General features: G+C 70.6%; 10 protein-coding genes and 1 pseudogene. 6 read left to right on the top strand and 5 right to left on the bottom strand.

The window, feature by feature from the left end; translation table 11 throughout:
- Positions 1-82 precede the first annotated feature (82 nt).
- The gene (locus tag AAG688_RS01020; RefSeq protein ID WP_411833515.1) at positions 83-871 is read left to right on the top strand and encodes a TatD family hydrolase; all 789 of its coding nucleotides are present in this window, start codon (positions 83-85) and stop codon (positions 869-871) included.
- A 41-nt stretch (positions 872-912) separates the two neighbouring features.
- Here AAG688_RS01020 and panE read toward each other — a convergent pair.
- From panE to AAG688_RS01005, 3 genes and pseudogenes are all read right to left on the bottom strand, one after another.
- Positions 913-1855: pseudogene (gene panE / locus AAG688_RS01015) on the bottom strand (2-dehydropantoate 2-reductase).
- 134 nt (positions 1856-1989) lie between these two features.
- Positions 1990-2760, bottom strand: coding sequence for an ABC transporter permease (locus tag AAG688_RS01010; protein ID WP_411833514.1), 771 nt, complete (start codon positions 2758-2760; stop codon positions 1990-1992).
- Positions 2757-3719 carry an ABC transporter ATP-binding protein gene (locus AAG688_RS01005; protein WP_411833513.1) on the bottom strand — a complete coding sequence of 321 codons (963 nt, stop codon included), beginning with the start codon at positions 3717-3719 and terminating at the stop codon, positions 2757-2759. The genes AAG688_RS01010 and AAG688_RS01005 overlap by 4 nt, the downstream gene beginning before the upstream one ends.
- Positions 3720-3874: 155 nt before the next feature.
- On the opposite strand from AAG688_RS01005, the gene AAG688_RS01000 reads away from it, so the two are divergent.
- The 5 genes from AAG688_RS01000 to AAG688_RS00980 all read left to right on the top strand — a co-directional run bounded on the left by AAG688_RS01000 (position 3875) and on the right by AAG688_RS00980 (position 10601).
- Positions 3875-4585 carry a ferredoxin--NADP reductase gene (locus AAG688_RS01000; RefSeq protein WP_411833512.1) on the top strand — a complete coding sequence of 237 codons (711 nt, stop codon included), beginning with the start codon at positions 3875-3877 and terminating at the stop codon, positions 4583-4585.
- A gap of 218 nt (positions 4586-4803) precedes the next feature.
- Entirely contained in the window at positions 4804-6969 is a 2166-nt protein-coding gene (locus AAG688_RS00995; RefSeq protein ID WP_411833511.1) for a methyl-accepting chemotaxis protein, read from the top strand.
- Between the two features lie 167 nt (positions 6970-7136).
- Positions 7137-8642 carry an alpha/beta hydrolase gene (locus tag AAG688_RS00990; RefSeq protein WP_411833510.1) on the top strand — a complete coding sequence of 502 codons (1506 nt, stop codon included), beginning with the start codon at positions 7137-7139 and terminating at the stop codon, positions 8640-8642.
- Between the two features lie 34 nt (positions 8643-8676).
- The gene (locus tag AAG688_RS00985) at positions 8677-9423 is read left to right on the top strand and encodes an ATP-binding cassette domain-containing protein (protein ID WP_411833509.1); all 747 of its coding nucleotides are present in this window, start codon (positions 8677-8679) and stop codon (positions 9421-9423) included.
- Positions 9420-10601: an ABC transporter permease gene (locus AAG688_RS00980; RefSeq protein WP_411833507.1), complete on the top strand. Its 1182-nt coding sequence runs from the start codon at positions 9420-9422 to the stop codon at positions 10599-10601. The genes AAG688_RS00985 and AAG688_RS00980 overlap by 4 nt, the downstream gene beginning before the upstream one ends.
- A gap of 244 nt (positions 10602-10845) precedes the next feature.
- Here the strand turns inward: AAG688_RS00980 and AAG688_RS00975 are convergent, their stop codons facing one another.
- The gene (locus tag AAG688_RS00975; protein ID WP_411833506.1) at positions 10846-11832 is read right to left on the bottom strand and encodes an energy transducer TonB; all 987 of its coding nucleotides are present in this window, start codon (positions 11830-11832) and stop codon (positions 10846-10848) included.
- A gap of 102 nt (positions 11833-11934) precedes the next feature.
- On the bottom strand, positions 11935-13272 hold the full coding sequence (gene mnmE / locus AAG688_RS00970; RefSeq protein ID WP_411833505.1) for a tRNA uridine-5-carboxymethylaminomethyl(34) synthesis GTPase MnmE: 1338 nt from the start codon (positions 13270-13272) through the stop codon (positions 11935-11937).
- Positions 13273-13292 lie beyond the last annotated feature (20 nt).

Below are 13292 nucleotides of genomic sequence, written 5' to 3'. Positions count from 1 at the left end.
CAGTCGCGACGCTTCCCGGTAAAGCCCCATCGCGACTGACGTCGCTCCCACATGTAAGGAGGACGCCCGCTAAAATGGCGGCATGCAACTGATCGACATCGGCGCCAACCTCACCCACGACTCCTTCGACCACGACCGCGACGCGGTCCTGCAGCGCGCGCGCGACGCCGGCGTGGCGCGCATGGTGGTCACCGGCGCCAGCCGCGAGCACTCGCCGAAGGCGCTGGAACTGGCGCGCGCGCATCCGGGCCTGCTGTACGCCACCGCCGGCGTGCATCCGCACCATGCGCTGGAATACACCGACGAGTGCGACGCGGAGATGCGCGCGCTGCACGCGCATCCGGAAGTGGTGGCGGTGGGCGAATGCGGGCTGGACTACTTCCGCGACTTCTCGCCGCGCCCGGCGCAGCGCAAGGCGTTCGAGCGCCAGTTGCAGATCGCCGCGGAGAACGGCAAGCCGCTGTTCCTGCACCAGCGCGACGCGCACGCCGACTTCGTGGCGATGATGAGGAACTTCGACGGCCGCCTCGGCCCGGCAGTGGTGCACTGCTTCACCGGCACGCGCGAGGAACTGTTCGACTGCCTCGACCACAACTGGCACATCGGCATCACCGGCTGGCTGTGCGACGAGCGCCGCGGCGCGCACCTGCGCGAGCTGGTCCGGCACATCCCCGCCGACCGGCTGATGATCGAGACCGACGCGCCCTACCTGCTGCCGCGCACGCTGCGGCCGATGCCCAAGGATCGCCGCAACGAGCCGGCGTTCCTGCCGCACATCGCCGAGGAGCTGGCGCGCGATCGCGGCGAAGACGTGGCCGTCACCGCTGCGGCGACCACCGCGACCGCACGCGCGTTCTTCCGCCTGCCTTAGAACATCCGCCGAGCAAGCTCGGCGCTACAACGGCGGCGGCTTCAGCCGCGCCTGGACAGCGTCGCCTGGTAGCACTGCAGGTGGACCCACGCAGCCCGCAGCAGCGGATGCGGCACGCCGGCGGCGGCGGCGCGCGCGGCCATGTCGCCGACGATGTGCGCCGCCTCGACCTGCTGGCCGGCCTCCAGGTCGCGCAGCATCGAGGACTTCACCTCCGAGCCGGGCAGGGTGAGGCCGGTGCGCGCCTGCTCGCGCGCCTTGTCCGGCACCGGCTGGCCGGCGGCGGCGGCCACCGCGAGGCATTCCTCGTGCAATGCGGCCATCAACGCCGCACCGCCCTCGGCGGCGACGATCCCGCCGATGCTGGCGCGCATCAGGCAGGTGCCGGCCGCCAGCGCGGCGAGGAAGCTGAACTTGTTCCACTGCGCCTGCGCGATGTCGGCGCTGTAGTCGTGCCCGATGCCGGCCGCCGCGCACAGCCGCGCCAGTTCGCGCAGGCGCGTGCCGCGGTGCTGGCCGACGCGCTCGCCGAAGGTGATCGAAGGCCAGGCCGAGGTGGAGGATCTCGCCGCGCGGCCCCAGCGTGGCGCTGATGAAGCACAGCCCGCCGAACACGCGCGCGTGGCCGAAGCGCGCGTCCAGCGCTTCGTAGTGGCGCAGGCCGTTGAGGATCGGCAGCACGTCGGCGCCGGCCTGCACCGCCGGCGCGATCGCGTCCATCGCGTCGTCCAGGTCGTAGGCCTTGCAGCTGAGCAGGACCAGATCGAAGCGCGCCTCGCCCAGCGCGTCGGCCAGCTCGGCGGTGGTCAGCACCGGCACGCGCAGGTGTGCATCGCCGAGCGGGCTGATCAGCTGCAGGCCGTGCTCGCGCAGCCGCGCGGCGCGGGTGGGCCGCAGCAGGAAGGTGACGTCCGCGCCGGACTGCGCCAGGCGTCCGCCGAAGTAGCCGCCGGTGCCGCCGGCGCCGAGGATCAGGATGCGCATGCGTGGTCTCCCGCCATCAAGCCGTCGTCGAACTTCAAGGTCCCGGCGCTCGCCCCGCCAGGTCCTGGCCACGATACCCGACCGGCGCGCGCGGCGCCGGGATCAGGCCGGCCGCGAAGATGCATCGCGGCCGATCAGCTGCGCAGCCCCACGCCCTTGCCCAGCAGCCGCAGCCCCAGCGCGCCCAGCGCCAGGACGAAGCCGATCATCAGCGCGTAGGCGATCCACAGCGGCACGTCGGAACTGCCGAGCAGGCCGTAGCGGAACGCGTTGACCATGTAGAAGATCGGGTTGGCGTGGGTGGCCGCCTCGGCCCAGCCGGGCAGCAGGGTGACCGAGTAGAACACGCCGCCCAGGTAGGTCAGCGGGGTCAGGATGAAGGTCGGCACGATGGCGATGTCGTCGAACTTGCGCGCGTAGACCGCGTTGACGAAGCCGGCCAGCGAGAAGATGGTCGCGCCCAGCAGCACGGTCGTCAGCGTCACCAGCGGGTGCGGGATGCGCACCTTCGTGAAGCACATCGCGATCGCCAGCACGATGGCGCCGACCATCAGCCCGCGCAGCACCGCGCCGGCCACGTAGCCGAGCAGGATCACCCAGTTCGGCATCGGGCTGACCAGCAGTTCCTCGACATGGCGGCCGAACTTGGCGCCGAAGAAGCTGGAGGAGATGTTGCCGTAGCTGTTCTGGATGATGCTCATCATCACCAGCCCCGGCACGATGAACTCCATGTAGGTGTAGCCGCCCATGTCGCCGATCCTCGAGCCGATCAGCCCGCCGAAGATCAGGAAGTACAGCGTCATCGTGATCGCCGGCGGCACCAGGGTCTGGCCCCAGATGCGCAGGATGCGCGCGACCTCGCGGCGGACGATGGTGCCCAGCGCGACCAGGTTGGGATGGCTCATGCCGCCTTCTCCCGCGCGCCTTCGCCGGTGAGCCGCACGAACAGCTCCTCCAGCCGGTTGCTCTTGGTGCGCATCGAGCGCACGGTGATGCCGGCGTCGCCGAGCGTGGCGAACACGCGATTCAGATCCATCGCCCGCGGCATGTCCAGGTCCAGCGTGTGCCCGTCCAGCGCAATCAATGTGGCGCCTTCGATCGCCGGCAGCTGCGCCGGCAGCTCGCCGTCGATGTCGAACAGGAAGCCCTCCACGTCCAGCTTGGCCAGCAGCGCGCGCATCGGCCCCTGCTCGACGATGGTGCCGTGGTCGATGATCGCCAGGTTGCGGCACAGGCTCTCGGCTTCCTCCAGGTAATGCGTGGTGAGGATGATGGTGGTGCCGGCGGCGTTGATGTCCTTCAGCGTCTTCCACATGCCGCGGCGGATCTCGATGTCCACGCCGGCGGTCGGCTCGTCGAGGATCAGCAGCTTCGGCCGGGTCATCATCGCCCGCGCGATCATCAGCCGCCGCTTCATGCCGCCGGACAGCGTGCGGCTCATCAGCGCCGCCTTGTCCCACAGCTGCGCGCGGCGCAGTTCCTCCTCGGCGCGCTGCAGCGCCTGCGCGCGCGGCACGCCGTAGAAGCCGGCGTAGTTGACCAGGATGTCGAGCGGCTTCTCGAACATGTTGAAGTTCAGTTCCTGCGGCACCAGCCCGAGCAGGCGCATGGCCGCGCTGCGCTCGCGGACGAGGTCGGTGCCGAACACCTCGACCGTGCCGGAACTCTTGTTGACCAGCGAACTGACGATGCCGATGAGGGTCGACTTGCCGGCGCCGTTGGGGCCGAGCAGGGCGAAGAAATCGCCCGGCGCGACCTGCAGCGACACGCCGCGCAGCGCTTCGACGCCGTTGTCGTAGACCTTGCGCAGGTCGGTGACCGCCAGCGCGGGAACGGCGGGGGAAGCGGGAAGCTGCGGTTGCATGGGGCCTTTGCCGCGCCTGCGGCGTGCGGGGGGACGCGAGCGCTTATTATAGGCGGCCCGCCGGGGCGGCCCCGGCACCACATCGTTCCATCGCAACCGTATTGGCCACCGTCCCCGCCTCCCGCCTGTTCCCGCTCAGGCTCGTCGAACGCCGCATGCTGGCCCCGGCCATGTGGCATTTCGCCTTCGCCCGCGACGACGGCGCACCGCTGGACTTCATCCCCGGCCAGTTCATCCAGATCCATTTCGAGCAAGCCGACGGCACGCCGCAGCGGCGCAGCTACTCGCTGGCCACGATCCACGATCACGCGCTGGGGCCGGGCGAGGCGGTGGAGATCGCGGTCAGCTTCGTGCCCGGCGGCGCGGCCACCGCGCTGTTCGAGGCGCTGCCGGTGGGCGGCCAGGTGCAGGCCAGCGGTCCCTTTGGCCGCTTCTGCCTGATGCCGGGCGATCGCAACCGCCGCTACCTGCTGATCGCCACCGGCACCGGGGTGACCCCGTACCGCTCGATGCTGCCGCTGCTGGCCGACCAGATCGCCGGGCGCGGCATCGAGGTGGTGCTGTTGCAGGGCGCGCGCTCGCCGGCCGAGCTGCTGTACGGCGGGGATTTCCGCGCCTTCGCCGAGCGTCATCCAGGTTTTCGCCACGTGCCGTGCTTCTCGCGCGAACTGCCCGCGCAGCCGCACCCGGACGTGCGCCAGGGCTACGTGCAGCAGCACCTGGCCGAGTTCGCGCCGGATCCGGAAGGCGACATCGCCTACCTGTGCGGCAATCCGGACATGGTCGATGCCTGCGCCGAAGCGCTGGCCGGCGCGGGGCTGTCGCCGGCGCGCATCCGCCGCGAGAAATACGTCAGCAACAAGTAGCCCACGCGACAGGGCGCCTGAAAACCACGCATCCGGCAAAGCGATTGGCGTGGATTGCTTCATGACGATGAACGAACCGCAGCCAAATCCGGCGCGGGCTTGACCCAGATCAAATCTTCGCCAATCCCCGTTCAATGCGCGCGGGCGCGGGTCGATAGCAGTCTGGCCCCCTGGATTGATCGTCGTCGGGGCGTCCCCCCACTACCTCAAGACAGACCATGAAGATGCTTCAACGCCTGCGGGTTGGCATGCGACTCGCGCTTGGATTCGGATTGCTGCTGGCGCTGCTGGCCGCCTCGACCTCGCTGGCCGTACACCGGCTCGGCGGCATCGAGGATCAGATCCACGAGATCACCGAAGTGCACAACCAGAAGCTGTACCAGCTGACCAAGATGCGCAGGGACAACCTCAGGATCGAAACCACGATCCGCGACCTCATCATCGCCCCGGCGCAGGCGCGCGACGGCATCGTGGCGCGCGTGGGCGAGTTGCGCGGCGGCTACGCCGAGTCCGCCGCCGCGCTGGATGGATTCAGCTTCACCGGCGCCGAAGCCAAGGCGCGCGAGGCCATCTCGGCCGCCGAACTGGCGGCGCGGGAAAAGACCAACGCGATCATCGAGATGGCGATGGCGGACCAACAAGAAGAAGCCGCCGCGATGCTGTTCGGGCCGGCCGTGGAGCTGTTCAGCCGCCGCTCGGCCGCCATCCAGGAAGCCGTCGACCTGGAGAACACCCTGCTCGCCGGTTCCGCGCAGCGTGCCAACGCGGCTGCGGTCGGCGCCACCTGGACGCTGCTGGTGTTCGGCATCGTGGCCGCGGTGGCCGGCGTGCTGTCGGGCTGGCTCATCACCCGCAGCCTGGTGGATCCGTTGCGGCGGGCGACCGGCGTGGCCGACGCCATCGCGCACGGGCGCCTGGACAATGCGATCCCGGAGCAGCCGGGCGATGAAACCGGTCAACTGCTGACCAGCATGCGGCACATGCAGGACGAGTTGCAGGCCGTGCTGGGGGCCTTGTCGGACATGGCCCGCCGCCACGACGAAGGCCAGATCAGCTTCCGCATGGACGACAGCCGGTTCGCCGGCGAATACGCCCGCATGGTGCGCGACACCAACGCGGTGGTCGGCTCCCATGTCGATCTGAAGATGCGCCTGGTGGCGATCATGCAGCGTTACGCGCTGGGCGACCTGAGCCAGGACATGGAGCGCCTGCCCGGCGAGAAGGCGGTGGTGACCGAGGCCATGAACGCCACCAAGGCCAGCCTTGCCGCCATCAACGGCGAGATCAAGCAGCTGGCCGGCGCGGCGGCGGCCGGCGACTTCAGCCGGCGCGGCGACGTCGAACGCTACCAGTACGACTTCCGCGAGATGGTCCAGGGCCTCAACCACCTGATGGAAACCACCGGCGGCAACCTGGACGAAGTCTCCACCCTGCTGCAGGCCATCGCCCGCGGCGACCTGACCACGCGCATGCAAGGCGACTTCCACGGCGTATTCGCCCGCATGCGCGACGACGCCAACGCCACCGTCACCCAGCTCACCGACATCGTCGGCCGCATCCAGCAATCCTCGCTGCACATCAACACCGCCGCCGGCGAAATCGCCTCCGGCAATGCCGACCTGTCGCGTCGCACCGAACAGCAGGCCGCCAACCTGGAGGAAACCGCCGCCTCGATGGAGGAACTGACCTCCACCGTGCGCCAGAACGCCGACTCCGCACGACAGGCCAACCAGCTCGCCATCGGCGCCGCCGGCGTCGCCTCGCAGGGCGGAGCGGTGGTCGGCCAGGTGGTCACGACGATGCTGGAGATCGAGCGGTCCTCGCACAGGATCGCCGAGATCATCTCGGTCATCGACGGCATCGCCTTCCAGACCAACATCCTGGCGCTCAATGCCGCGGTGGAAGCGGCGCGTGCCGGCGACCAGGGCCGCGGCTTCGCCGTGGTCGCCTCGGAGGTGCGCACGCTGGCCCAGCGCAGCGCCAGCGCCGCCAAGGAAATCAAGCAGCTCATCGACGATTCGGTGGGCAAGGTCGCCGAGGGTTCGGTGCTGGTCAACCAGGCCGGCAGCACGATGTGCGAGATCGTCGCCTCGGTGCAGCGGGTGACCGACATCATGGCTGAAATCTCCGCCGCCTCGCAGGAACAGTCGGTCGGCATCGAGCAGGTCAACCAGACCATCACCCAGATGGACGAGACCACCCAGCAGAACGCGGCGATGGTGGAGGAAGCCTCGGCCGCCGCGCGCAGCATGGAAGAGCAGGCCATCGCCCTGACCCAGGCCGTGTCGGTGTTCCGCACGCAGGCCGGATCGCCGGCGGGAGCAACGCGCGGGCACGTGGATCAGATCGTCGCCCGGGAGCCGCGCGAGCGCCTTTGCGCATAGGAGGCACGCCCTCCGCCCTGCCGCTCGCATCGTCGCGGACGGCAGGGCATCGGTATGCAACACGGCGCGGGCGGGCCTGCCCGCCGCGCCGTCGATGTCCCTGGGTCACATCCTGTCGCCGCGGCCGTCATGGCATGCTGTAACGGTTTTTCCCCAAGGACAATTCGATGCGCGAAACCAGATTGATGCTGGCCGCCGCGGTGGCGATGCTGCTGGCCGGCTGCCAGGCCGACGGCGGCGGCGACACGGGCGACGACGCCGTCCAACACTACGGCAAGATCGCCTTCACCCCCTGCACGCTGGCCACGCCCTACAGCACCCGCACGATCGCGGCCAAGTGCGCCACGCTGCCGGTGGCCGAGGATCCGCAGGCGCCGGACGGCCGCCGCATCGACCTGCACCTGGCCTGGCTGCCGGCGACCAGGCCCGGCGCGGCGACCGACGATCCGGTGTTCTACCTGGCCGGCGGCCCCGGCCAGGCGGCGATGGAAACCTGGCCCTCGATCGACGAGGCCTTCTCCGAGGTGCGCAAGCAGCGCCACGTCATCCTGCTCGACCAGCGCGGCACCGGCAAATCGCACCCGCTGCGCTGCAAGGACGACAGTGGCGCCAACGCCTACAGCGACGGCACCGACCTGGGCGAGGAAGCCAACCGCCGCTTCGCCCAGCGCTGCGCCGAAAGCCTGGACGCCGATCCGCGCCACTACGGCACCACCGACGCGGTGCGCGATCTCGACAGCGTGCGGCAGGCGCTGGGGGTGGAGAAGATCAACCTGGTCGGCAGTTCCTACGGCACCCGCGTCGCCCAGCAATACGCGATGCGCCATCCGCAGCACACCCGCACGATCGTCATCGACGGCGTGGTTCCCAACGAGCTGGTGCTCGGCAGCGAGCACGCGCGCAACCTGGACCAGGCGCTGGCGCTGCAGTTCGAGCACTGCCAGGAATCGCCGGCCTGCAAGGCGCGCTACGGCAGCGACATGCGCGAGCAGCTGCGCGCGCTGATGCAGCGCCTGCAGGCACAGCCGCAAACGGTGCAGTACCGCGATCCGTCCAGCGGCGAACTGCGCGAGGACAAGGCGACCGACGCCACGGTGGCCGGGTTGACCCGGATCTTCTCCTATGCGCCGCATGCCGCCGCGCTGCTGCCGCTGGTGCTGTCCGAAGCCGACCAGGGACGCTACGGCCCGCTGATGGCGCTGAGCCGGATGCTGCAAAACCAGCTCGGCGAGCAGTTCAGCCACGGCATGCAGCTGTCGGTGATCTGCAGCGAGGACGCCGACCTGCTGCAATCCAACCCGGACGACGCCGCCACCGTGCTCGGCAACACCCTCAACGACGCGCTGAAGGCGCAATGCACCGGCTGGCCGGTCAATCCGCGGCCGCAGGACTTCCACGCGCCGCTGAAGACGGACGTGCCGGCGCTGCTGCTGTCGGGCGAACTGGACCCGGTCACGCCGCCGCGCTACGGCGACCAGGTGGTCGCGCACCTGCCCAAGGGCCGCCACCTGGTGCTCAAGGGCCAGGGCCACGGCACCTTCGCCGTCAGCTGCATGCCCAAGCTGGTCAGCCAGTTCATCGAGAAGGCCGACGCGGCCGCGCTCGACGCCGGTTGCCTGGACAACCTCGACTACGTGCCGCCCTTCACCGGCTTCAACGGGTGGGAACCATGAGCCGTCCTTCCCTCGCACCAGGAGCAATCCCCGCATGATCATCGCCCGCGATCTGCACAAATCCTTCAGGACCAAGACCGGCACGGTCACCGCCGTGGACGGCGTCAGCTTCGAGGCCCGCGACGGCGAGATCACCGGCCTGCTCGGCCCCAACGGCGCCGGCAAGACCACCACCATGCGCATGCTGTACACGCTGATGCGCCCGGACCGTGGCGAGGTCACGGTCGACGGCGTCGACGCCGCGCGCGAGCCGCACAAGGTCCGCCGCGCGCTGGGCGTGCTGCCGGACGCACGCGGCGTCTACAAGCGGCTGACCGCACGCGAGAACATCGCCTACTTCGGCGAGCTGCACGGCCTGTCGCGCGCGCGGATCGAGCAGCGCACGCAGGCGCTGTCGGACGCGCTGGACATGGGCGAAATCCTGGATCGCCAGACCGAGGGCTTCAGCCAGGGCCAGCGCACCAAGACCGCGATCGCGCGCGCGCTGGTGCACGACCCGCGCAACGTGATCCTCGACGAGCCGACCAACGGCCTGGACGTGATGACCACCCGCGCGATGCGCGGTTTCCTGCAGCGGCTGCGCGACGAAGGCCGCTGCGTGATCTTCTCCAGCCACATCATGCAGGAGGTCGCCGCGCTGTGTGATCGCATCGTCGTCATCGCGCAGGGCCGCGTGGTCGCCGCCGGCAGCGCCGACGAACTGCGCGCGCAGACCGGCGAGCAGAACCTGGAAGACGCCTTCGTCAAGGTCATCGGCTCGGAGGAGGGCCTGCACGTATGAGTATCTTCAGCACGCTGTTGACGGTGATGCGCAAGGAACTGCGCGACCTGTCGCGCGACCGCCGCACGCTGGCGCTGACCCTGTTCCTGATGCCGCTGCTGTACCCGGCGCTGATCCTCGGCATGGGCGCGCTGGGCGAGCAGCGCGTACGCACCCAGATCGACAAGAAGCTGGAGGTGCCGATCATCGGTGCCGAGCGCGCGCCCAACCTGGTCGCCTTCCTGGCCACCCACGGCATCCACGCCGTCGAGGCGCCGGCCGATCTCGACGCCGCCATCCGCAGCCAGGAGATCGACGTGGCCCTGCGCGTGGACGAGCACTACGAGCAGGACTGGCGGCAGGGACGGCCGGCGCTGGTGGAGATCGTCATGGACAGCACCAGCCGCGCCGCCGAGATTCCCGCCGCGCGCCTGCGCACCGCGCTGTCGGGCTACAGCCAGCAGGTCGGCGCGCTGCGCATGCTGGCGCGCGGCATCGACGCCTCGGTCGCCAAGCCGGTCAACGTCGGCACCCGCGACCTGGCCACGGCCGAGGCCAAGCGCAGCAGCGTGATGGCGGTGATGCTGCCCTACCTGCTGATCCTGACCTCGTTCATCGGCGGCGCCTACCTGATCCTCGACGCCACCGCCGGCGAGCGCGAGCGCCATTCGCTGGAGCCGCTGCTGACCACGCCCGCCCCGCGCGGGGCCATCGTCAGCGGCAAGATCGCCGCCGCCTGCCTGGTCGGCCTGGCCACGCTGCTGCTGACGCTGCTGGCGTTCAAGCTCAGCGCCCAGCTCTCCAGCGACATCGGCCGGCGGATGGACGTGTCGTTCCTGGCGATCGGCAAGATACTGCTGGCGCTGCTGCCGATGCTGTTCATCGGCACCTCGCTGCTGACCTACCTGGCCGCCTCGGCCAAGAGCATGAAGGAGGCGCAGAGCCACATGACCTGGCTGATGCTGGCGCCGATGATTCCGACCTTCGCGCTGATGGTCAATCCGGTGAAGGCGCAGCTGTGGCAGTTCGCCGTGCCGTTCCTGGCGCAGAACCAGCTGCTGCTGAAGATCATCCGCCACGAACCGGTCAGCGCGCAGATCTGGGCGATCTACCTGCTGGCCGGCATGGGCATGGCCGCGCTGTTCTGGTGGGCGGCGGTGCACCGCTACCAGCAGGAGAAGCTGGCCATCGCCGGCTGACCGCGGCGCGGTCCGAAAGCGGAGCCCGGGTGCGCGAGCGCCCGGGCTTCGTCGTTCCTGCCGGCGTTCATTCCCATTCGGCCGCGGGAGGGTGTAGAGCGGAGCTCGCTCCGCTGCCCCGCCCGCGCATGGGCAAGGCCAAGCACCAAGCGTACTGATGAAAGGCGCTGCCGAAGCTGGCGTTCCACAACGAAGAAAGGGCGGATTTTTCCGCCCTTTCCGCTTGCTTGCCCATCGCCGGGTTTCAGCCCGGATTGAAGCCGATCGTGCGGCGGGTGGTGACCGGCGCCGGGACCGGCTCGAACTTCCAGCGGCGCACCGCGTTGATCGCCTCGCGGTCGAACACCCGCGCCGGATTGGAGCGCACCACGCGGGCGGCGGTGACCGAGCCGTCGGTGCCGACGGTGATCTCGACCAGCACCTCGCCGCTGGTGCCGGCGCGCAGGGCTTCCGGCGGGTAGCGCGGCGCCGGCGTGCTGATCGCGCGCAGCGTCGCGGCCGAGGCGGCCGGCGCAGGCGAGGCCGGCGGCGGCGCGGCGGCGGCGGCACGGGCGGCGGCGGCCTCGCGTTCGCGCTGGGCGGCGGCCTGGCGCTCGGCTTCCTGGCGGGCCGTTTCCTGCTGCGCCGCCAGCTGCTGGGCGGCGGCGGCCTCGGCCTGGCGCTGCTGTTCGGCCTGCTGGGCCAGGCGCTGCTGTTCCTGCTGGCGCCGCTGTTCCTCGGCCGCGGTGCGGGTCTCGGTCTCCTGAGCGCGCCGGGCCACCGTTTCCTGCGCGGTGGCGATGCTCTGCTTCAGGCGTGGCAGCGCCGGCGCCTTCGGGTCGGTCTTCTCGATCAGGGCGTACAGGCGCTGGGCCTCGGTGAATTCCTCGCGCGCGATGCTCTGCTCGGCGGCGATCAGCGTGTACGGCAGCAGGTCGGTCAGCGCGCTGGTCACGCCGGCGTCGGTGGGCAGCTTGTCGCGCAGCGCCAGGTAGTACTCCATCGCGTTGTCGCCGCCCGGCGCGTAGATGCGGTTGTCGCGCAACGCGTTGGTGGCCGACTCGCGCAGCTGTTCGGCGCTCATCGCCTGCACCTGCTCGGAGACCGCGGCCGGCGGCGGCACAGCCTTGGCGGCAGGCTGGCCGGCGGCGGGCTGGCCGGCCGGGACGTCGGTGGCCGGTTCCTGCTTGGAGCAGGCGGCCAGCGCGAACAGCAGCAGCAGCGGCAGCGCGTGCCGCGGCTTCACGGACATCTTGTTGGACAGCATTGGTACTTCCCCCGTAACCCGAATTGAAAACTTCCCCAAGGCGCCTAGCACGCGGCATGCCGCCGCATTTGTCAACCGATCGGCGCGCTATTTGCCGATGCAGAAGGTCGAGAAGATACGGCCCAGCATGTCGTCCGGCGACACCTTGCCGGTGATTTCGCCCAGCGCGTCGTGCGCCAGCCGCAATTCTTCGGCCGCCAGCTCCAGTCTTTCGTGACCCAGTTCACTGTTCGCCGCATCGGCATGGCGCTGCGCACGCGCCAGCGCCTCGACGTGGCGGGTGCGCGCGCTGAACTCGCCCTCGCCGCCCTCGCCAGCGTCCTGCAGCGCCAGCGCGCGCAGGCGGCGGTGCAGCGTCTCCAGGCCGTAACCGGTGGCCGCCGAGACGTGCACGGTTTCCCCGTCGTCCGCCGGCGGCAAGGCCAGCAGATCGACCTTGTTGTGGATCCACAGCCGGCGCGGCACGCCGGCCAGCGCACCGGCCACCGCCGCCGCGCCGCCGGCCGGGTCGCGCGCATCGACGACGATCAGCGCCAGGTCGGCGCGCTCCAGCTCGGCGCGGGCGCGGCGCATGCCCTCGCGCTCGATCGCATCGCCGCCCTCGCGCAGGCCGGCGGTATCGACCAGGTCCACCGCCAGCCCGTCCAGGCGGATGGTCTCGCGCAGGGTGTCGCGGGTGGTGCCGGCCACGTCGGTGACGATGGCGCGCTCGCTGCCGGCCAGGGCGTTGAGCAGCGAGCTCTTGCCGGCGTTGGGCGGGCCGACGATCACCGCGTGCACGCCGTCGCGCAGGCGGCGGCCGCGCTCGGCCTCGGCCAGCAGCGCGGCCAGCAGCGCGCGCGCCTGCGCCAGGCCGGCGCGCACTTCCTCGCCGCCGAGGGTCTCGATCGACTCGTCGGCGAAATCGATCGCCGCCTCGACGTGCACGCGCAGCGCCAGCATCCGCGCGGCGATGTCCTCGACGCGGCGCGAGAACGCGCCGTCCAGCGAACGCCGCGCCGCGCGCGCGGCGCGGCTGTCGGCGGCGGCGATCAGGTCGGCGATCGCCTCGGCCTGGACCAGATCCAGGCGACCATTGAGGAAGGCGCGCTCGCTGAACTCGCCCGGACGCGCGGCGCGCGCGCCCAGTGCCAGCGCGCGCGCGATCAGTTGTTGCAGTACGACCGGGCTGCCGTGCGCCTGCAGTTCGACCACGTCCTCGCCGGTGAAGCTGGCCGGCGCGGGAAACGCCAGCGCGATGCCATCGTCGATGGCGTCGCCGGCCTCGTCGCCGAAGCGGACGTGGTGCGCGTGGCGCGGACGCAGCGCGCGGCCGCACAGCCGATGCGCGATCGCCATCGCCCGCGGCCCGGACAACCGCACGATGCCCACGCCTCCGGCGCCCGGTGCGGTGGCGATGGCGGCGATGGTGTCGGTGGAGGGCATGGCTGGGGCTAGGGGCTAGG

The sequence above is a fragment of the Pseudoxanthomonas mexicana genome, assembly GCF_046736355.1.
Classification (GTDB): Bacteria; Pseudomonadota; Gammaproteobacteria; order Xanthomonadales; family Xanthomonadaceae; genus Pseudoxanthomonas_A; species Pseudoxanthomonas_A mexicana_B.
Note: the sequence above shows the minus strand (reverse complement) of the source record. Positions and strands in the feature narration are given on the sequence as shown.